The organism is Bacteroides timonensis, assembly GCF_000513195.1.
GTDB lineage: Bacteria > Bacteroidota > Bacteroidia > Bacteroidales > Bacteroidaceae > Bacteroides > Bacteroides timonensis.
The window spans coordinates 1-23,768 of record NZ_CBVI010000007.1; the positions used below are offsets into that span (position 1 = coordinate 1).

General features: G+C 43.3%; 11 protein-coding genes and 1 pseudogene. 1 reads left to right on the forward strand and 11 read right to left on the reverse strand.

Translation table 11 applies throughout. The annotated features are described in order from the left end of the window. From BN161_RS30285 to BN161_RS02200, 11 genes and pseudogenes are all read right to left on the reverse strand, one after another. On the reverse strand, positions 1–1,076 hold a 1,076-nt coding region (locus tag BN161_RS30285), incomplete at its 3' end, for a glycoside hydrolase family 43 protein (RefSeq protein WP_394332281.1). A gap of 27 nt (positions 1,077–1,103) precedes the next feature. Then, a pseudogene (locus BN161_RS30290) lies at positions 1,104–2,411 on the reverse strand (glycoside hydrolase family 27 protein); the annotation flags it as partial. A 30-nt stretch (positions 2,412–2,441) separates the two neighbouring features. Then, positions 2,442–3,512, reverse strand: coding sequence for a glycoside hydrolase family 43 protein (locus BN161_RS02160; RefSeq protein ID WP_044262640.1), 1,071 nt, complete (start codon positions 3,510–3,512; stop codon positions 2,442–2,444). Positions 3,513–3,552: 40 nt separating this feature from the next. Continuing rightward, complete coding sequence (locus tag BN161_RS02165; RefSeq protein WP_044262642.1) at positions 3,553–5,586, reverse strand: NPCBM/NEW2 domain-containing protein; 2,034 nt, start codon at positions 5,584–5,586, stop codon at positions 3,553–3,555. A 405-nt stretch (positions 5,587–5,991) separates the two neighbouring features. Next, entirely contained in the window at positions 5,992–8,613 is a 2,622-nt protein-coding gene (locus tag BN161_RS02170) for a glycoside hydrolase family 31 protein (protein WP_044262644.1), read from the reverse strand. A gap of 15 nt (positions 8,614–8,628) precedes the next feature. Next, positions 8,629–9,990 (reverse strand): glycoside hydrolase family 43 protein, encoded by a 1,362-nt coding sequence (locus BN161_RS02175; RefSeq protein WP_081743607.1) that lies wholly within the window; start codon positions 9,988–9,990, stop codon positions 8,629–8,631. An 18-nt stretch (positions 9,991–10,008) separates the two neighbouring features. Next, positions 10,009–11,949, reverse strand: a complete 1,941-nt coding sequence (locus BN161_RS02180) for a glycoside hydrolase family 97 protein (RefSeq protein ID WP_044262646.1) — start codon at positions 11,947–11,949, stop codon at positions 10,009–10,011. 13 nt (positions 11,950–11,962) lie between these two features. Next, positions 11,963–13,588 carry a glycoside hydrolase family 43 protein gene (locus tag BN161_RS02185; protein WP_044262649.1) on the reverse strand — a complete coding sequence of 542 codons (1,626 nt, stop codon included), beginning with the start codon at positions 13,586–13,588 and terminating at the stop codon, positions 11,963–11,965. Positions 13,589–13,627: 39 nt separating this feature from the next. Continuing rightward, on the reverse strand, positions 13,628–16,072 hold the full coding sequence (locus tag BN161_RS02190; protein ID WP_044262652.1) for a glycoside hydrolase family 31 protein: 2,445 nt from the start codon (positions 16,070–16,072) through the stop codon (positions 13,628–13,630). A gap of 130 nt (positions 16,073–16,202) precedes the next feature. After that, positions 16,203–19,298 carry a glycoside hydrolase family 2 TIM barrel-domain containing protein gene (locus BN161_RS02195; protein WP_044262781.1) on the reverse strand — a complete coding sequence of 1,032 codons (3,096 nt, stop codon included), beginning with the start codon at positions 19,296–19,298 and terminating at the stop codon, positions 16,203–16,205. A 5-nt stretch (positions 19,299–19,303) separates the two neighbouring features. After that, positions 19,304–21,196 (reverse strand): glycoside hydrolase family 97 protein, encoded by a 1,893-nt coding sequence (locus tag BN161_RS02200; RefSeq protein WP_044262653.1) that lies wholly within the window; start codon positions 21,194–21,196, stop codon positions 19,304–19,306. Positions 21,197–21,810: 614 nt separating this feature from the next. Between BN161_RS02200 and BN161_RS02210 the strand changes: the two genes are divergently transcribed. Beyond that, positions 21,811–23,730, forward strand: coding sequence for an alpha/beta hydrolase-fold protein (locus BN161_RS02210; RefSeq protein ID WP_044262784.1), 1,920 nt, complete (start codon positions 21,811–21,813; stop codon positions 23,728–23,730). Positions 23,731–23,768 lie beyond the last annotated feature (38 nt).

A 23,768-nucleotide genomic window follows, 5' to 3' on the forward strand; every position in this document is an offset into this window, starting at 1 on the left:
ATATAATCCCCGTCGTGGATAGCTGTAACATACATACCTGCCTCGCTCTTTTCTGTCTTCAAGCCCTCGCTCCAAGCTATTGTCTCAGCTTCAACGCGACGGTAAGGATCCAGCTTACCCACCGGATCTACGCCTTTTGCCGTCCAGAACGGAAGTTGCTGAATTGTGCCATCCGGATTAAAGGTCAGTTTCTCTACACAAATAGAGCGTCGCTCATAGTGCTGGGAAATCTTGGAAAAATGGATATCATAATTGAAGCCAAAGACATACGTATTCCCTTTATAGTCGATAATGCCCGGATGATTGCCATTTGATCTTCTGTCACCTTCCATAATCATACCTTTATATACCCAGGGACCAGTTGGAGAGTCACTCATCGAATATCCCATGCCTTCGGGACAGCAGGTGGATGCGAACGCCATGTAATACTTATTCTTTCTCTTGTAAGCCCACGGCCCTTCCTCATACAAAGTGGGGCGTTTCTGATTCCCCTTCCGTTCGCCAAAAGCCTCATGTGTCATCTGCTCGTGCACTACTTCACCGTCACAGGAAATCATGTCTTCATTCAACTTCACATAGTATAAATCCGGATTTCCCCAATACATATAAGCTTGTCCATCATCATCAATCAGCACCGTAGGATCTATATCAGCATAACTATTTTTCACTAATGGCTTTCCAATGGGATCTATAAACGGCCCATAAGGACTATCGGCAACCAGCACACCGATGCCTATCCCACCGGGCATCGGACAATACATATAGAATTTCCCGTTGCGTTCAATACACTGCGGTGCCCAGGCACCATTGTCATAAGGAACCCATTTGAAGTCTTTCAGCGAGGCAATCACTCCGTGATCTGTCCAATTCACCATATCAGTCGAAGTATAAAGCAACCATTCGCGCATAACAAAGCCTTTCGCATTGTCATCGTCGTGGCTTGAATAAAGGAATACAGTATCATTGTGCACCATTGGTGCCGGATCAGCTGTATATTTAGTCTGAATAATCGGATTGTTAGTCTGTACTTTCAACTTTTTCGAGATCCTGTACAGCCCTGCACCGTGATAATTGATGACAGGTGAGAACTCCGTTCCCGAGAAGTTACCAAGATCCTGATTCCTCCAGATATCACGTACTTTGGCAGCTCCGCCAAATCCTAATTCTTTCAGATCTACAGTCACTTTCCGATTGGCAGGATGTGACTCCCGGGGTTCTTTCTGATCTACATAGAACAGTGCCAGATATTTATCTCCATTTCTGGGATCATCAGCTGTCCAGGCTATAATGCCATCTTTATTATACCATTGCTTGTTGTTTACAGAGTTCCGATGTACATAGAGCACTTCTTCATTCGTTATCAGCGAATTGGTGAATTTATCATTATCAGGCAAGTGCCCACCGAACATCAGCGGCGACTTGAACATAGCAAACAACGTCATAACCATATATTGTTCATCCCGCGTAAACTTGCTCATACGGGCATTACCTCGAAGATCAATATGCCCCAACGGCAACATATCGGCATCGGGCCATGCGCCACGACCTATATAAGGCGCCCATTTGGGACATACTTCAAACTGATGGTAAAGATGCGGCCAATTGTCCCAGAAATCATCTACCGTACGCCACATATTAGCATGTTCTACAGCGTGATCCGCCTTGTTCACATCGGTTTCTCCCGGTGACATGCTCAATACAATCGGCCGTCCGGTACGGTCAATCGCCTTACGTATCATCTCTATTTCCGCCTGGTGATAAGGGCGGGAAAGATCATCAATCTTAACAAAATCCACTCCCCATGAAGCATACAGATTGAAGATTGAATTATAATATTCCTGCGCTCCCGGTCTGTCGGCTACAATCGTGTAGTTATCTCCCAACCAGGGGCATTTCCAGTCGGTAGAATAAATATCGGCAGCCGTTACTCCACCGGCATCTTTCACTGGCAATTTTTTCTCTACGGCAAGTGTGGGCACACCGCGCATCAAATGGATACCGAACTTCAATCCTTTACTGTGGATATAGTCAGCAAGAGGCTTAAATCCATTTCCGTTGCCAGCTGATGGAAAACGGTTCACGACAGGCATATAACGGCCGTATTCATCGAGCACATATTTAGGATCCTTGAAGTTATAGTAACCGGTAGTCTGATTTTCCACAAACCAGCGGATATCCACAACAATATACTCCCACCCGTAGTCTTTCAGGTGCTCCGCCATATAATCGGCATTGGCTTTCACTTCCGCCTCAGTAACATTAGCCCCAAAGCAATCCCAACTATTCCAACCCATAGGCGGTGTTTCCGCCCATTTATGGAAATCGGCGTTCCGATTTTGATTATTGTCCTGCGATTGTGCCCCACAAACCGTTAAAAGGGTAATGAGAAATAAAGTTATTCTCTTGTTCATGATATATAATATTACTTGCTCAATTTACATTCAATCCGCTATTACTTCTTTTTCTACCACAACTTCTTTTTCATCAGTGTATGGATTTACAATCTCAGCTACTTCGGCGGCAGTCTTCGGCTTCACGGTGATTCCTTCCTTTGTTTGTTCAACATAGGCCATACGTCCGTCCGGCAAGTAATATAGATAATCTACACAAACACTTCTACGGCCTGTAGCTCCTGATTTACCGTTCAGGGTAAGTATTGCATTATGATAGAACAGATAGTTTTGTCCCTTGAATTCAATGATTCCCGGGTGTATGGTAAAGCTATTTTCTGCCATTCCTGTCAAGACTCCACGATAGGTCCATGGGCCTTCCATGCTGGGCGCCGTGGCATAGCTAATTGTTTCACGCCCTTTGCCCATTGAAGCGTATGTCAGATAATAAAGATTTTCACGCTTATGAATCCATGGCCCTTCCACAAATTTCGGCATTTTAAGAATCTCTATGTTTCCATCCAGTTCTATCATATTAGGTTTAAGTTTAACCAAGAAGCAGGTTCCGTTGCCCCAACTCATCCAGGGAGTACCGTTATCATCTATAAAAACCGTCGGATCTATGTCGTTCCACCATCCGCGCGCACCATTAGGAGTCATATCATCCGTAATAAGCGGCGTGCCCCGAGCATCGATGAAAGGCCCTGTCGGACTATCCGACACGGCAACTCCCACCGTTTTACTATTATATGGCGCACCAGCCTGTACCGTTGTATAATAATAGAATTTCCCATCTTTCTCCACGACCTGAGACGCCCATGCTTCTCCTACACCCCATGAGAAATCCGTAGGTTTAAGCACGCACCCATGATCAGTCCACGTCTTCATGTCTTCAGTGGAATAGCACAACCATTCGGTTATGTTAAAATCCTGTCCTTCTTCAGCCTCATCGTGACCCACGTAGAGGTACAATCTACCTTTATGAACCATGGGTGCCGGGTCGGCGGTAAACTTATCCGTCACTATCGGATTACCTTCCGAAATAAACTTCACTTCATTACTTTTCTCGCCACAGGCGGATAAGATCAGATATAAACTAACAATAAAAAGAGTGTTTCTCATGATAAAAACAATTAAGTAAGTAATTCTATTTTTTTATATTTCATTGAACCGGTGTAAATTTATAAAGAAGTACACCATGTGCCGGAATATTGAGAGACAATGGCTTCCGTCCTGTATCCAAGGTTCTTATATCCTTTTGTCTCCAAAGGTCACGCACAGTTTGCTTACCCGTAATATTCAGTTTATCAAAATCACGGAAAGAGATATCAGTCTTTTCCCGGTCGAAATTACAGAAACCAACCGCCTTACTGCCATCTTCAAGTTCTTTCACATAAATACGTAATTCTCCTATTGAATATACACATGTGGCTTGTTTACCCAAAGGATCCTGATTAACAGCTATCACCTCATTGTTAGTCAGCAGACTCAGGGTAAAATCATCCATTTTCTCCAAGTCACAACCTATCAGAAGCGGTGCGGAGAATAAACTCCAAAGACTGAAATGGAGATACTGCTCATCAGGTTTAAGCTTGGTTTGGTGAGGATTTCCCCAACCTACAATACCTAGAACCAGCATGTCCGGATCATTCCAGTTACCGGGTTTCGCCCATGCAGCTGCACGGTCCTGAGAAAGAGCGATGCCTTTTACACTTTCCCAAGTATCGGTGATATCGTTAGTCGTACGCCAGCACTGGCCTCCAACGGCATCTCCCCATTTCCAGACATCCCCCATACCATACTGACACAGGTTATAAACAATGTCCCTGGGCTGCTGACGCAAATAATCCCCCATAATCTTAAATGGCTTTCTACCGGCAATTGAATCCCCTCCCCCTTGAAACGCCAAGGAAGACACGCTGTAAGGATCCTTATCTAAATCACGGTCAAGAACTCCCCCGTAACTGCACCAGTCATATTTCAAATAATCAAGCCCCCATTTGCCATACATATCGGCATCTTGCTTTTCATAACCATAACTGCCTACGCAACCTCCGCAAGTCCACGGACCGGGTGAAGAATAAATACCCACTTTCAGTCCAAGCGAATGTATGTAGTCCGTTAACCCTTTCATATCAGGAAATTGGGCATTAGGTATGATATTACCCTGATCGTCACGCAATCGTCCACCTCTGGTCCGGTCGTTGGGATCTCTGTGATGTTGCCATGAATCATCTATATTGATATAAGTCCAGCCATAATTCACTAAACCACTTTCAATCATAGCTCTTGCCGCTTGCTTCACTTTCTCAGCCGAGACTTCGTGCCCGAAGCAGTTCCAACTGTTCCATCCCATCGGCGGAGTAAGAGCAATTCTGTCACCACACTCAATACGAAGTTTTCTTTCTGCCGTTCCTTTCACATTTTTCGCCTGTAAAACCACTTCAAATGTACCAGCCTTGGTTAGCTTACCCATAATCAGACCCGTTTCCGGGTGAATCTCCAACCCTACCGGTAATCCCTCCGCTGCAAACCTCATCGGACGATCGCCTGTAGCTGCTATCTGATATTGGAATGGCGAACCGGGTCGCACTCCAAACACAGAGGCCCCATTAATTCTCGGTGTTGCAGGAGCGGGTGGAGTCAGTATATAAGGTTCCGTAGCAATGAATTTAAGTGTAGGAAAACTCTTCTTTCCTTTTGATATTATCTTTGCATCCGCCCAGTCAGCATGGTCATAATAAGGCCCGTCACCACCATCAGCAACAATCAGCTCAAGCCTTTTGACTCCATCCAGTGAAACCGAACATAATTTAGGCGCATCTCCTGCCTTTACAATCCCACTGGACCAAAGTCTGGTTCCATCTCCTATTACAATAAACTCGGCAGACGTTTTATGCTCGATGATCTCATCATCCAACCCTACCTGGGCCGTAAATGATACGGCTTTGCCATCCAATTGAATTGCTATCTCACTGACTGAATGGGTACCTACTCCACGTTCAAACGTTTGCCCTCCGATTGTCAGGGTTTTACCGTCAACCGATTTATTTTTCATAGCTACTCCATGGCCTTGAGCCATAGCTGTCAGATCCAAATCATCAAGCCACACAGTATGGGATTGACCACATCCTGTAGTAATGGATGCTATTACAAGCCCTATGAGGGCCAAAAACTGTTTCATATTATTCTTCATATTTTAAGATATTTCTAAATCATTGTCTTAAGAAAACACTACCCTACTTAACCTGCATAATGCATAGTAGGAGTTAGAAGTGATAACTCCTACCATGCCATGCGACCGATAGAAGGTGAGTATGAGATACCTTCCCACAGCCTAAGGATGAAGTATATATACCGGATGATATATTATATTATACCGAACGGTATATTAAATTATACCACACGGTATATTTAATTATACCGGACGATATATTTAATTATACCGGACGATATAATTTAATATACCGTGCGATATAAAATATAATATCGAGGCGTATATGAACTTCATCCTTACCCTTTCACGCACTCTAATCGCCACTACCGTTATACTCTCCCACGCATTGTCTGGTCTTTAACTCCTGCATACGAATTATGCAGGCTACAGTGATATCACCATTGATTTTCCCTCATAGACAATGCTCTTATTCACTTTTGACTGATAAATTCCAGTGCCTGACTCCGGCGTTACAATTACAATATTGAAGTCCATTCTTTCCTTCATTCCTGCAAATGAACCTTTTCTGTCACTGATAGTAAGGGTCTTATCCGAATTATTCCACTTCAAATCAAACGTGCTGAACTGACCTTTCTCATAATTGTAATTGATTCCTTCGTCTTCATAAACAGAATAAGAACCATCAGCCCCCGGATAAATACGGATTTCCCACGGTTGTTCCGTCTCCTCCGATGCATATTGCTTCTGAGGTCCCAACGGCAATATAGAACCCGCTTTCACAAATAAAGGAGTCTTCATAAGATCCACATTTACATCTGTGAATATACCTCCCTTATGAGGTGTACCATTCCAGAAATCTACCCAGCCGGCCGGACATTCCGGAAGATAAACCTTCATCCGGTTAACACCGCTTTCCACCACCGGAGCCACCAGTATAGAAGGTCCGAACATGAACTGATAGTTTTGTTCCAGTGCAAAACGGTCTTCAGGGAAATCCATCACCAACGGACGCATCAAAGTAGAACCACTGAATGAAACCGCAGCATTTTGTGAATAGATATAAGGAAGAAGTCTATAACGTAAATCCAGATACCGGGCGATGATATGTTCCACCTTTTCTCCATATCGCCACGGCTCGGTATTACTCATATAGCCATGCACACGCATCAATGGGAAAAATGTTCCTGCCTGTATCCAGCGGATCAACTGTTCATGGTATCCGGTATTTGTATACTGGTCGCCCGGACGGAAGAAACCACCCGCATCATAAGTCCACCAAGGCAGACCTGTCGCCATCTGCCCCAATCCTCCTACGATTTGCCGGCGTAAGGTTTCCCAGTCATGTCCTACGTCTCCCGACCACGTGGCGGCTGCATAACGTTGCATTCCTGAAAATCCACTGCGAGTAAAAATCATAGCTCGCCTGTCAGGATCATCCTGGCGTAAACCTTCATAGATTGTCTTGCTGACATACATCGGATATACATTCCGGTACACCTCTCCCGGAGTTTGTTCACGATCGATGCGGCGGTTCTGCAAATCATCATTCTCCGGTTCAGTGGCATCCTGCCACCAGGCATCAATACCATATTTCAATAATCCGGTACGGAAATTCTGCCAATAGAAGGCCGCCGCATCCGGATTGAAAAAGTCAATCCAGTCACTGCCCGGTATGTAATATCCCTTTTCCTTGGCTTGTTTCCCCACTTCGGACTGAGCATCAATTTTAGACCATACAGAGATCATCAGACGCATATCCATCTCATGAAGTTCCTTCATCATACTTCCCGGATCAGGATATCTGTCTTCATCAAACTTCATGGCATTCCAGCCATATTTTCCCCAATATTGCCAGTCCTGTACAATCATATCGATAGGCAATTTCCGTTCCCGGAATTCACGGGCATTCTCCAGCAATTCCGCCTGAGTATTATAACGCTCCCGGCAATGTATATATCCCAGACTCCACAAAGGCATCATGGGGGCAGGTCCCGTTAGTTCCCGATAACTCGCAATCACTTCATCTCCGTTACCGGCGAAAACCGTATAATCTAACATTTGGGCAACCGGAGAACGGAATACAGTCTCTTCTGAAACAGGACGCCAATATAACACAGGCTTATCATTACGTTCACCTTGCACTTCTATATCGTGCTTACCGGCTGTCAGTTCCACAATGGCAGAAGTAGTGGGAGGCAACCATAAATTATTGACATCCACAATCTTTTGTCCGTCAATAACCAGATAATACTTCCGTGCCATTCGCTGTCCCACATCCAGCAACAAAGAATAACTACCGGAGCGAGGTACTTCCACCGAAGCTGTAAACGAATAGATTTGCCTGGTTTCCTTTACATTTCCACTCGTACCGGTGGTATTTACCGTAACAGCCTCTCCACTTGCATTGGCGGGAGTCAACTCGACAGATTTATCTGCCGGATTAAAATCCGTCAATCCATAGTTGTTCCACAGCAGTCCATAGCCTTTACTTGAAAGAATAAAAGGAATAGAAATCTGCGTATTCACCTGCGTCAAACGCCGTGTCAATCCCCGGATATTTAGATAACCGTCCTGAAACTGACCTGTACCATATATGTATTCATCTTTCGGAGAAACAAAACGCTGTTCCACCTGATAGGTAGGTTCATTCTGTACAGAAGAAACCTTCATGAAACGCCCGTTAACTTTCTCTTGAAGAATGATACGCTTATTCGCATCTTTAAAAGTCAAGACTTCCGTACCTTTGTCGAATTCCACTGAAATCCCATCCAGAGATAAAAGCAGCGATTGCTTATCTTCTGTAACTTCATATTCAGGAACAGGAAGTTTTTCTGTATAGATAAGCTCTTCCATAGGCACCGAACCCGGTTGGGAAAACTGTACCCGGACAGCATTCTGATTTAATGGTATCAGCGAAAGTAATCCCTGTTTCAGTTCAAGAACGACTTTCTCTTTTTGCTTTGAAGCACATGCCGTATTCAACAAAGCAACACAGAACAACAGGATGATTCCTGTTGTTCTGATATACTTTCTTTTATTCCTCATAGTATTTAGTACAAGTTATTTAGAGAACATCCAATAATCAAAATACATAAGATTGGTAGCAGGCCGCCCCTTTACTACAAAATACAAATCATGTACTCCTGTCACTTTTGTAATATCAATAGTCCGCAAGTCCCAACGATCACTTCCTCCTGTACGCGGTACCTTCATTGTCCCTATCAGTTGCCCGTCAACACCATCCAGACGGATTTCCAGATTTACGGGATCATTATGTGTAGTTCCTATTCTAGCACTGAACTTCGTTGCACCGGTTGCCTTGAAATCTACACCGCGAACACAAGTATAACTGCCATTCTTCATTGCCGTAACAAAAACACCCACCTGATCATTTTTGAAAGACTTGAACCCTTCGGAAAAAGCGATAGTCTCCGCTTCCGTTTTTACATACGGATTCAGTGTCGTAATCCCTTTTGTAATACCCTCTGTCATCTTCAGTTGAGGAATAGAACCGTCTTTGTTGAATTTAAGTTCTTCAACACATACCGAACGGTTGAATCCACCACCTCCGGGTAACTGTCCGTTATGATAGAAAAAGTAAGTTTTACCCTTGAAATCAATAACTCCCGGGTGGATGGTAAACGCTCCGCCACCGGCAGGCATCACTACTCCACCGTATTTCCACGGACCTGTAGGAGTCTCGCTGGTTGAGTATCCGATATGCTCGGGCAGCGGACCTCCCGGCCAGAATAAATAATACTTCTTATCCCGCTTATAAAGCCAGGGACCTTCTTCATACAGAGTAGCTCTCTGGGCATCGCCTTCGCGTTTACCAAACGATTCTGCTACCAAAGGTACACGTACAATATCCCCACTATAAGAAATCATATCTTCATTCAACTTCACATAATACAGGTTAGGGTTTCCCCAATACAAATAAGCCTGTCCGTCATCATCAATAAAAACAGTCGGATCAATGTCTCCCCATTCACTCTGAACCAATGGCTTTCCAAGCGGATCATAGAAGGGCCCGTAAGGACTGTCAGCTACCGCCACACCAATTGCACCTCTATTGTTTATATTCGAAATCATGGGTACATACATATAAAACTTGCCATCTCTCTCAATGCATTGCGGAGCCCATGCATCCCCTTTTGCCCAACTAAAATCAGTATATGATAACACCGCGCCATGATCCGTCCAGTTCACCATATCACTGGTCGTATACAATCGCCAGTCGTTCATCGTAAACCAGGTAGAATTATCCTCATCATGGGTAGTATAAAGATATACTTTATCATTATATACCATTGGGGCCGGATCAGCCGTATAATTTGTCTGAATGATTGGATTTTGCGCCAATCCCGAAGTACTCACCACCACCAATAGCGATGAAAAGAATAAAGATTTCATTTTATCCATATTGCTTTTTTAGTTTGATTATTCTACAATTAATATTCCACCATTGCAAGGCATTGCCAATTGTAATTCCTGCTTCTTATTTACCTTTATTTGTTTTACATTTCCTTGCAATTCTTCATTATCAGTAAATACCCTCACTTGATCACCAGGCATAAACATCGGTAAGGCAATCTTAAACTTTACGGTCTCTTTCTGCGCATTAACTCCTGCAATATACCATTTATCTCCATGCCTGCGTGCCATAACTACATATTTACCGGGATAGCCATCAATAAAGCGTACTTCATCCCATGTAGTGGGGACTTCTTTCATGAAGCCTATCGCCCATTCCGGAGCATCTGTCAGATTGTTCGGAGCCAAGGCAAAATGTTGTACCGGACTTTGGAACAATACCGCAGTAGCCAAAGCAAACACATCAGAAGTCATACGCCGGCTGCCGCGCGGAGCATTATCCGCATTATAATATTTATTCAGTGCACTACCACCAAAGTCCATGCTACCCACCGTATTACGAATAAATGGATGCAGACAGGCATTGAAAGCCTCATTGTCACAACTTCCCTGAGAGAAATGCAGGTTCTCACTGGCCAATACGGCTTCACTCGACGCAAAGTTAGGATACATACGTTCCCAACCGCGAGGCAAAGTACACCCGTGGAAAATCACCAGTAACCCATACTCATTGGCATCAGCAAGAATATCTTCATACAGCTGCATGGTAACTTGCTTATCACCACCAAAGAAGTCAACCTTTATACCGCGTATTCCAATGCTTTGCATCCATTTCATCTCCTTGCGTCGGGCTATCGCATTGTCCATGATACCACGCGGTGATTGTGGGGCATCATTCCAATATCCATTAGAATTATACCACAGATACAGCCCCACTCCTTTTTCCGCACCATACTTAGCCAGCTTTTCAACTTTGTCATAGCCTATTTGCGTATCCCACAATGCATCTACCAATACAGACTGGTATCCCATTGCCGCAGAGAAATCAATATAACGTAATTGCTCTTCATATTTCGTACTTCCATCCATACCGATAATCCAGCTCCAGGAACCTCTGCCGTATTCATATTTTCCGGATGCTTCATACAGTGGCTTTACAACATCAAAGGAAACTGTCGTTTCAACAATCGGAGCTAAAGTTTCACCCAAAGTGATCGTTCTCCAAGGCGTTTCTCCCGGCAGGGCAAGTCCGGGTGCAGTTGTACCATTTCCATTCATTTCACCCTCTTGAGGAAAACCGATTGTATACAAGCCATTTTCATGTCCCAGTAAGCGACTTCCACAATATTTGCTATCTACACCCGTTTCCGAAATAAGTATCCATCCTTTATCACCATTACGGAACAGACAAGGGAAAGTATAACCTTCACCCCATCCATTTTTGCCCATGGTATCATCTGCTTTATACGGTGTCTCATAACTGGGAGAAGTACGGGCAAATCCTCCCATAGGTTTGCTTTGCGGACACAAAAAAGTCGTACTCCCGTCAGGAAGTACAAAACTTGTCGCTTCCTCTTTCACAACGCAGGATAAAGTATTCTTTTGAGGATACATTTTATACTTGAAAGCAACATCCCGGTCGCTTACACGAAATATAACATCATAAATCGTCTTACCTTGCTGACTAAACCGGTACACCCCCTCTGTAGCTACATAGTGCACATTACTCTGCTTTATATTGGGCAACATATAGGTCTCGTCAATTCTATTTGACTGAACATCGTGTCCCAAAGACATTTCCCGGGAAAAATCACCTATATTCGTAATAAGTCCCAAAGAAGAAGAATTGATAAAAGGAGTATCCTTATAACTGATGCGATATGAAGGTTGTCCATTCTTATCAGAGATGGTTACTACTATTTTCCCATCCGGACTTGCTATCTGTTTTTCCTCCGCTTTTATTGTGAAGCAAATCAATAATGCCGTTATAACTAAAAAATATTTCATGAATATCAAGATATTATTTATTAATAGTCACCCTATCATTTGCCCTCTCGTAGTCAAAGTAATCAACGTCGACATAACCTCCCAACGATTTTGTTGCATAGTTAAAGATGGCAAACTTACTTCCCATAAACAGTTTTGTATAATCAAAACGCATTTTGAAATCCGTTCCGATCTTCTTCCATTCCTTATTGTCCAGGCTGTAATAGAAAGTAGCAATATCCCGCTTCGGAGTAAAATCACCTTCTATACGCAAATAAATGATATTCTGATTAAGTTCTACCTGTTCCTTTTCCTCTACATCCACACTTGCGATAGCTTTATTAGGAGTATTATCAAAGTTGACTACATTGGTAGACATTACAAGTCGTTTCGCATCTCCCTCCTTCACCACAGACAAAAGCCCGGAATGTCCATTGAATGCACTGAAACCTGCCACATCACCATCTTTCATATTCGAAATATCAAGCGAGACAGTAGCCTTACATTTCGGTCCTTCCATACGCTGTGTAATTGTATTCGGAGCAAGATACAGATTATCAACCACCCGGCTGGTTTCTAAACGTAAATATCCCGGCCGTTCTGTGAGCGACCACTTATCATCCGCCGGATTGTGATTCCATTGCCAATAGAGTGAAAGTTTCTCTCCGTTGAAATCATCACTTCCAAGTATTCCTTTGGTATTTTCAGTCGGATATATCTCTTTTTCCATCGTCAAAGGCACATGTCCATTTTCATCTCCCAGCATCGGCCATCCGTCTACCCAACGGCAGGGCATAAGAGTAGGTACACGGCCTATCCCTCCGCGGTCTTGAAAAATAACCCCATACCAGTCTCCTTCTTCCGAGTCAATAATACAACCTTGACCTACTCCTCCATAACCATCAAAATCATGCTCCAGGATAACCTTCTTCTCATAAGGCCCTGTTATCTTGTCTGCACGATAACATACTTCCCTGCGTACCCGACCGGGGATACTCCAATCCATGGAAATCATCAGCAAATAATACTTTCCGTTATGTTTCACAACCTGACTTCCTTCCAGTAAACCCTGTTCATCAGCATCCCGTTCAAAAATCTTCATACTGACTCCATCGGGTTTCACATCCGACAAGTCACTCTTCAACTCCTTCAGCTCACCAGTTCCATAGAATACATATACTCGGCCGTCATCATCAAAAAACAAAGAGGCATCATGAAAATGCTGTGTTCTTGATAATAGTTCCCACTTCCCTGCCGGATCTTCCGCCGTGAATATATACGACCGATAGGGCACATCGTTTGGCGAGAACAATACATAGAATTTCCCATTATGATAGCGTATGGAAGATGCCCATTGGCCGCGTCCATAAACAGTTCCACCAATCAAATCATACTTTGAGTTATCAGTCAGCTTATCGAAGATATAGCTCACTGTTTCCCAATTCACCAAGTCTTTTGATCTCATAACAGGTCCACCGGGCATTAAATGCATAGTGGTACTTATCATATAATAGTACTCTCCTGCACGCGTAACGGACATATCCGGTACATCAGCATAAATTACAGGATTACGATACGTCCCCTTCACCGACGTTTCCGAACCGGAACACCCCATCAGTAATGAAGCAACAGTCAGCCATGCTAACATCATCTTTTTCATGATACTCTTAGTCTTTAAAATCTATATTTCCAAATGACACTAAAATTTCACACTAACTCTTTTCCCTTTATAGTCAACAACTTTCCGAGTTCCGTCTTGAAGTACGATTGTGAACTTTCTATTATTCAACATTCCCTTGTATGCACCTTTTCGAGCCCCTATGGTCAACTGGCGTGATGCATCATTCCATACGACAGGAATCTCTGTATATGCTCCCTGCTCATAATTATAATTATCAAATTCATCCTCATAAAGAACAAAGGAACCATTGGCACCGGCATATACTCTCAATTCAAGATTATCCCACGGTTTCTCCGTCGCATACTGCACTTTAGGTCCCATTGGAATAATACTACCCGCCTTGACATACAAAGGAATGACATCAATAGTCGTTTCCTTTTCTATTTCTTGTCCGCCGTCATACTTCTCATTCGTCCAGAAATCATACCAGGTAGCACCCGCCGGCAAATATACCTTTGCGGACTTAGCCTGCATAAAGTCTACCGGAGCCTTATCCCCAAACTTCTGAGCGTTATTTCTATTCCAGCCATCATTCTCATTTACCTTCACCACCTTTTCCTGAGTGTACTGTGCATCGACCACCGGCGCTACAAGAATGGATTTACCAAACATATACTGGTCTTTTATATCCCATACATTCTTATCACCGGCAAAATCCATTACCAAAGCACGCATAAAGCTCGATTGGCGTTCAGTCACTTCCCATGAAGTGGAATAGATATAAGGCAACAATGAATAACGCAGATTAATCATCTTTTCAATAGCATCATATACAGGTTTGCCTTTTTTCCCAAATTGATAAATTTCTCTCGGCGTATCAGCTCCATGCGAACGCATCATTGGAGTAAATGTCCCGAATTGTAGCCAGCGTACATACAATTCCTGAAACATTGGATTCTTAGGTGCACTCCCGTCATTCCAACTCTTGTTATAATGTCCGGCAAAGAAACCACCTATATCAGTATTGAAATTAGGATTTCCGGTAAGAGTAAAATTCAAGCCTGCCGGAATCTGATTACGCAGTGATTCCCAGGAAGATCCGATATCTCCCGACCATACATTGGCTCCGTAACGCTGTTGCCCGGCAAATACGGAACGTGTAAGAATAAACACACGTTTATCGGAAGTTACTGCACGCTGGTTATCATATACTCCACCCACTGTCAGCAGCGGATAAGCATTGCGTACTTTGCGGAATGAACCCAGATAGGTCTTTGTATCAAAGTCTTCCGGTTTCCAATCGAAATGGTCGGGTTCTGTAGAATCCATCCACCATCCATCCATGCCCAATTTGAAAATGCCTTCATTCAGATATTTCCAGTAGATATCACGGGCTTTCGGATTATAGGCATCGTATACGCGTACTCCGGAAGGATATTCCATATCGGGCGGCCAAGTTTCAAGTCCCGACTGAGGCCATGTAGAGAAGTTAAACAGCATACCTTTCTTATCCAGTTCTCTATAAGGTTTAGTCATCGGTCCAAACGAAGACCAAATCGAAATCAGCATGTGCGCATTCATTCCATGCACATCATTAATCATTTTTTGAGGTTCGTTGAACAACGGATTTTTGAAATCCATAGCATTCCACAAATAATTGTGTCCCCAGTATTGCCAATCCTGAATAATTCCGTCAAGAGGAACACCCAATTCACGATATTTTCGTACCACCCCTACCGTTTCTTCCTGACTTTTATAGCGTTCCTTGCTTTGGAAATAACCGTAAGTCCACAAAGGAAACATGGGTACCTGTCCGGTCAATGCACGCATTTGTGCAACTACACCATCAGCATTTCTGCCATACATGAAGTAATAGTCTATACAATCTCCTACTTCAGATTGAAAAGACGTCCCTTCCGCTCTATCAGCAAAGTTAGTTGGCGAATAATTATCCCAGAAAAGACCATATCCTTTCACAGACTGCACGAATGGAACCACGTCCTCCACATTGCCCTGTACAAGGTGTTTAGTTTGATTACGCTGTGACATTTTTCCATTCTGGAGAATCCCTAATCCATAAAGAGGTTCATCTTTATCTAAAATAAACGATTGCTTGATTGCAAACGTTTTGGTTCCTGCATCATCAAAATCAGTGAACTCAGGCTTTCCTTTTTCACTGAGCAATGGTTCTCCTTTAGCATCAAAGAAAGACACAACACCAGATTCCAAATTAAGAGCAACCCCCATTTCACTACTTTTCAGGCTTACAATATTGCCTTCCTGAGTAACGGCAGTCTTCACCTTCTGAGGAGTTTCTATTACAGAAAGACTCTCCTTTGTATACTTCCACCCATTAGGAGATTTTAGTATTCTTACAATTGACGGAGTATAGAATTGTAATTCTACATCTACAGAATTAATGGTCGCCTTAATTCCCTCAGGAATTTGCTGATAATCTTGCCCTGTAAGCGGGATACAACAACACAGCGCCATTAATATAAATACACTTTTAATTGGTTTCATGGTACTTATTACATTTAATGATTAAAACTCGCATTCCATAACTTTACGCGATACAAAAATAGCTGCATATCTTTTACACCTTTTTCAATATTAGATATTTGACTTTCAATATTAGATAAATAAATGGCTATCAATCAGAATATTCCATCAAATAACCATAATAATAAGCTTGATTGCCATCAATTGTATATTCATCCAATGTTCTTGCCCCCCAAGAATCAGCACCTCCTACGCCATGAATATTCAAATCAATATTCACATTCACATAATCGCGTCCGGGTAGTTCATAAGCATGCCTGTTCTTTTCCAAATCTTCCTCACCATACGGCCACACACGAAAGCAGAGCGGTTGCAAACCTGTCACTTTTATCGTTCGGTCCTCCTTATCATTCAGTGAAAACCAACGGACATCACATCTGTTTGCATTATCCTGTGGAAAAGCATAATCCGTGACAAAACTATTGAGATCCGTTGCATAACAACCGACTAAAGCAGCCGTTTTCCTATCCGGATAGTTCTCAAATTCACCACGACCATACCATTTGACATAATCCATGGAAGAAGGTAAACGCATCTTCATTCCAAACTTAGGCATTAATGGGATCTTTTCTTTTTCCGGTTTATAGAAAGCTTCAACTTGTATCTTTCCGCTCCCATTTACAGTATAGCGCAATTGATAAGCAGCACCTACCACAGGCAACGACATACTAACCTCCACTACAGCCAGCCCATTCTTCACAGAATAATCCACACCTTCGACTACACGTTCACCAGCAGCGTTTCTCCATATTCCTAAACGGTTATTATAACCATTATTCATCTGATTACTGTTCGCCGGTTTCCAGAAATAAGGTTCCAAAGGAGCATATAGAATTTCCGTTCCATCATTTTTCCAACTTGTCAAAGCACCGGATTTCACATCTACAATGAAGCAATTCAATCCAGCCATAATCTCAATAGTAGCCGGTGATGCATTCACTTCAACACTTCCCCCTTCCGAAACAATAGACTCCGGTTTAGCCATATTCACCAAAAATTGCTCCTTACTAATAATAAAGCCTTTTTCAGCCCAGCATGTACCCTGTTTCAGCTTGGCAAATACATTCAGGAAAAGCTCACCCGATCCCGTGAAAGAAGGAATATCCAAATGATCTCCAGCCACAAGCGGTACTTCTCCCGACTTTACGAGTTCACCATTCTGCAACCATTCATACTCATAATCGAACTCATCCAAAGCCGTAAATTCATACTTATTGGTAAGACGTACCTTATTCGGACCTTCAAGTGAAAAACCAATATTCTGATACACTTTCTGAACCTGATAGTAGTGTGGGTGAGGAACACGGTCAGCCCCAATTAAACCATTAAAACAGAAATCCCCATTATTAGGAAAATCCCCGAAATCTCCTCCATAAGCCCAGAATTCACCTTCCTTCAATAGCAAAGAACCTGAGTTCTCCACTCCCTTCTTATATCCCGGATTTATCTTTTTTGCAATTCCCTGATCGACCCAATCCCAAATAGCCGCACCTGAAACGTGATCATTAGCCTCAATGACATCCCAATACTCCTGCAAATTACCGACAGAATTTCCCATGGCATGAGCATACTCACGCATAAAGATAGGTTTATCACGTTTTTCCCGGGTATATTCCTTAAACCTTCCGGGAGTATAATAAGAAGGATCATTAAAAGCCGATACAGAAAGATCGGTATCACTAAAAATAATACGTGAAGCATCTATGGTCTGTATTGTATCTGCCATGGCCTGCATATTTCGTCCGGCACCTCCTTCATTACCCAAAGACCAAAAGACCACACAAGGGTGATTCTTATCGCGTTGTACCAATGCAAGTGCCCTGTCTACATGCGCTAACGTCCATTCCGGGTTGTCACCAAGTATTTTATTACCTAAACCATAATCATGACTTTCCTGATTAGCCTCATCCATCACATAGAAACCATATCTGTCACACAATTCATAAAACAGCGGGGAATTAGGATAGTGTGCAGTACGGATCATATTAATATTGGCTTGTTTCATCAGTCTCAAATCCTTTTCCATAGTCTCCCTGTCCACTAATCGGCCAGTGCGTGGATGATGTTCATGGCGATTCACTCCCTTCAATTTAACAGGCTGTCCATTAAACTTAAATACATTTCCATCAATCTCGCATTTCCACATTCCTATATGTGATTGAAACTCCTCAATCACCTTCTTACCATCGTAAAGCCTTATTTCAACATCATACAAGTTTGGCTTTTCCGCCGACCATAGTTTCGGATTTTCCACAACAGATGACAAAGTATAGCATCCTACGGATGTTGCCGGCAAATTCTTTACAGGAGTGATTAACCGTTTCACAAATCTCTCCTCATTCCGATTCTTCCCTTTTAATAGAACCTCAAGACTCAGTTTACCCGATTTACTGTCCGACAAGTTTCTTAACCAGACTTTTGCCTTAAAACCGGCAGACGAAAAATCATCTGCCAGATCGGTAGTCAGCGAATAGTCTTTTATATGGATTTTAGGGCGTACCCACAACTCTACCGGGCGATAAATTCCACTAAAACGCCACATATCCTGATCTTCCAGATAGCTGCCATCCAACCAACGGTATACCTCTACCGCCAGACGGTTTTGCCCCTCATTTACATATTCGGTAATATCAAATTCCGCCGGAGCCATGGAATTCTGGCTATATCCTACTTTTTTCCCGTTAATCCATACATACATAGCCGACTTAACTCCTTCAAAGTGCAGATACAATTGCTTATCTTTCATATCCTCCGAAACATCAAAAGTTGTCACATAAGACCCCACCGGATTGCGATTCTCATAACTAAAAAAATGCTTGGGAGGCTCTCCTGTCACTTTCGGCTGGTCTTTCTTAAAAGGATATGTCCAATTGGTATAAATAGGTTTTCCATAGCCTTGTAACTGCCATGTCCCCGGTACAGAAATATTATCCCAGCCACTCACATCAAAATTATTTTTATAAAAGTCCGACGGCCGACTTTGCGGATCGGGAGACCAGTAAAACTTCCACCTCCCGTTCAAAGACACAATCTCTTCACACGAGGATTTCCTGGACGGCAACGTCAATGTACTGTGATACTCTTCTTTATTGATACCTACTACGCGAGGATTTTCCCAGTCAGGCACTTGCTGTGCACGCATCTGAAAGGTAAAGCAAACAGTTAACAGAAATATATAAATTCTCATACTCATCATTTTATAACAGCCACAAATCCTCCACGCGGCAAACATTTTATTTCCAAATTCGTTTCATCTTCTGACAAAGGAAGATTTTCTTCAATAGCAAAGCTTCTGTCATCTGTACCGTCCTCAAATAAAGTTATCTTCTTACCGGCAACAGAAAGGTCTTTCAGCGAAAAACAAAGGGTTCTCGGTTCATTGGTTCCATTAATCCCTGCAATATACCATACATCCCCTTTGCGTCGTGCCATAACAACCTCAACTCTGGGATAACCACCCAAGAGTTTCGTATCATCCCAGGCAGTGGGCAGTTCAGAGAGCAGGGTCTTTACCGCTTCCGGCAAGTTATCATAGACTGAAGGCCTATCGGGCATGTGCTGCAAAGCCGATTCAAAAATCACAGGTAACGCAAGTTCATGCCCGTGCGATGTGATATGCGGATGCTGCGAATCGGAAAAAGTACCCGGAGTATAATCCATCGGCCCTACAACGTTTCTCGTAAAAGGCAACGTGGCATTATGTTCGGCAGCCCGGTTGGTCAGTACCGGATTATTATTATACCACTCGGCACCATACACTCCTTCTACCGACATCATGTGAGGATATGTGCGTTGCCATCCGCGAGGGATAGTGGCACCATGGAAATTAAGCATCAGCTTATACTTCACCGCATCTTCAAGCAAATCCATGTAATAGTTCATGGTGGCAACACTATCGCCTGTAAAGAAGTCTACCTTAATACCGGCAACTCCCATGTCACTCAACCATTTATATTCCTTCTCCCGGTCTTCTTTCTTATTCAGTCGGTACAAGGGGCCGGGGCCAAGCCAGTTTGTACTCGAGTTATACCATATCAATGGTTTAATACCCCGTTCCAGAGCATACTTCACTACGTCCTGAAGATTACCTCCATTTCCCATTTCATCCCATTCCCAGTCAATCAAATCATAAGGCCACTTCATGCGGACCGCCAAATCTATATACTCTTTCACTATCTGATAATCCTTGGAACCGTGATTATACGCCCAGTATATCCACGATACCATACCGGGGTTTATCCATTCCGCATTCTCCACTTTGGAAGGGTCGGAAACATCCGTCACCAAGGTAGATTCCACCACATCGGACAAGTCGCCTATGATAAGTAACCGCCAAGGAGATTCCCAAGAGTCATCACTAATCAACTGTTTATCGGCCAGGCGCACCTGGTAATTATCACGGTGGTCTCCATTATACAGAAGAGAGCCGCAATGCCCACGCTTGATATTTGCTTCCGTTATCAGCACGAATACCGAATCCTTCGGTTCTACGAGTGCGGGATATCCCCAAAGATCAACCTCCGGACGGTTGGTGAGTTTCCCATCTGTGGATAGCGGAAAGAACTTTTCGTAACTCGGGTCATACTGCTGCATCCATCTTTTGGCGCCTTTCGGAACGGTATATGTGGTATATTCATGGGTGACGTGTTCTTCATCGGCAACATCATTTATTCCATATTTAAAGGCAACACCGTCATCATAAACCCTGAATGTAACCTCCAGTGTCTGTCCCGCTTCATTTTCAAAGGAATAGCTTCTCTCGGAAGCTTCGTTCACACAATGGCTGCGTTTTCCTGTTATCATCCTGTAGTCATCGGTCACACGCTTCACAGCGGAAACGGATTTCAATTTCAGGTTTCCTGCTAACTTCCGTGCATCTGTTTCCAACCCTAATTTTGATTGAGAGAGGATACGCCCTCCCTTATATTCCACTGAAAAGACAGCTTCACCATAAGCATTTTCTTCTGCAGGCTCCATTGTGACTTTCAAGTTCCCGTCAGGAGAAACAATGTCGAGTGTTTCCATATGACACGAGCTAATCATAACGGCAACCAGCATCACCCATGTTTTTCTTAGTAAATTCATAATGTTCTCTCTTTTTTATAATCAGTCGAGCAAAGATAAGCGGATATCCTCCAAGGGGGGGTGCAATTTTAGATAATCCATTTGCAATTTCAGATAATGTTTACATCATATTTTCCAGAATGAACCCGATGACTGTGCCTGAACCTCCGGGATAAAAAAATTGCCTAATAAAAACAGCAGTGCTTTCATACCTTTCATAATTATAGGTCAACCCTTCCTTTGCTTCAAGATACTGCAAAGAAAAGGAATCGGAGGCTAAAAATCGAATAATCATGTAACAGGAACTTTCACTCATATTACATAATCACACCTTTTTAGTCAATAACAAAAAGAACTCATGACATGCGCACACTGCCTGAACTTCTACTGACTAAGAAAATTAAGGTACTCGCACCCTACCCGAATGGTACCTGCTCCGTAGCAAATTCGGTTAGAGGTACCCTTATGCGAAGAAGGTACGGAGCAGGTACGGGCTTGAAGCGTTCCAAATACGGATAATGTAACATCCTAAACAACATTTAAGCAATGATGTAACATCATGAAAGAAACGTGTAACATCATTATTGGGCTGAGAAAACAGAATGCCGTATGTTTGCGACATAAAATTCAGAACCATGAAAAATATTGCAATCATCTTATTATGCGCATTGGCGTATTGCTTCGGGGTACAGGCACAAAGTAGTATCCCCCACTCCCAGGCCGGTTTCGACGTAGAAAAGACAGGAATAGCCCAAGGGAAAATAGAAACGGCGACTTATAACTCTAAAACTGTCGGAACGAAGCGGAAAGCATTGGTTTATACCCCTCCCGGCTTCAGCAAAAGTAAGAAATACCCCGTACTTTATCTACTACATGGTATCGGTGGCGATGAACTGGAGTGGTTCAATAATGGCAAACCGCAAGTCATTCTCGATAACCTGTATGCCGAAGGCAAACTAACGCCGATGATCGTAGTACTCCCCAACGGAAGAGCCATAAAAGATGACCGCGCTACGGGCAATATCATGGCTCCGGATAAAGTGGAAGGCTTCGCCATTTTTGAAAAAGATCTGTTGAACGACCTGATTCCCTTTATTGAAAAGACATATCCTGTAATCAAGAATCAAGAGAGCAGGGCCATCGCAGGCCTGTCAATGGGTGGCGGGCAATCCCTAAACTTTGGTCTGGGAAATCTGGATAAATTTGCTTGGGTAGGAGGATTTTCATCCGCTCCCAACACCAAAGCACCCGAAGCGCTTATTCCGAATCCGGAAGCTACCAAACAGCAACTGAAACTGTTGTGGATATCCTGCGGAGACAATGACAACCTAATGTCCTTTAGCGAGCGTACTCACCTCTACCTGCAACAGCATCGGATTCCCCACATCTTCTATGTGAAGCCCGGAGGCCACGACTTCAATGTATGGAAAAACGACCTCTACCTGTTCTCTCAATTGCTATTCAAGCCTGTAGATACATCAAGCTTCGATAAATACGGCCTTCACGGAGCACGCGCGGAATCCAACGTACGAAATTCCAAATATCCGCAACTGACGGCAGACCACCGCGCTATTTTTCGCATAAAAGCCCCGGATGCACAGAAAGTACAGATAGACCTGGGACGGAAATATGATATGGTCAGACAGGAAGGGGGCATCTGGGAAACGGTAACCGATTCTTTGGGTGAAGGTTTCCATTACTATTCACTATTGATTGACGGAGTAGCGGTAGCCGATCCCGGAAGTGAAACTTTCTATGGCATGGGACGCATGGCAAGCGGCATTGAAGTTCCTTTCAAAGGTGGAGAATATTATGCACTGAAGGATGTGCCGCACGGTGATATCCGCATGAAACGCTACTACTCGGAAGTAAGCCGTTCGTGGAGACGCTTCTTTGTATATACGCCTGCCGGATATGACACCCACACGACTGAAAAATATCCTGTTTTATATCTGCTGCATGGTGGTGGAGAAGATGAACGCGGCTGGGCTACGCAAGGTAAAACCGACCTGATAATGGACAACCTGATCGCTGAGGGAAAGGCTAAACCGATGTTGATAGTAATGCTAGACGGCAATATGTCTTCTGCCGGATTCAATGCTGGTGCCTTGAAAGCATTCGAAGCCGAGCTGATGCAGGCTGTCATTCCATTTGTAGAAGCTAACTATCGTGTCAGAAAAGAATCGGATAGTCGCGCACTTGCAGGCCTCTCTATGGGAGGTATACAGACACTTTATGCCGGCCTATACCATACAGATATGTTCGCTCATCTCGGTGTATTCAGTTCCGGATGGCTACCTTTCTACCAGAAAATCGCAGATGACCAATACGAGTTTATCAACAAGAATAAAACGGCAATAGACTCTCAACTCAGATTACTCTGGATTGCCATGGGAGGTAAAGAAGATATAGCCTATCAGAACTGTCAGAATATGCTTAAAGAGTTTGATACGCTAAAACTGAAGTATACATATTCCGAATATCCGGGTGGACACACCTGGCCGGTATGGAGGAATAATCTGTATAATTTTGCACAATTGTTATTCAACAAATAATAAAAGACACATTAGAGAACAATCTATCTTCTTACTCA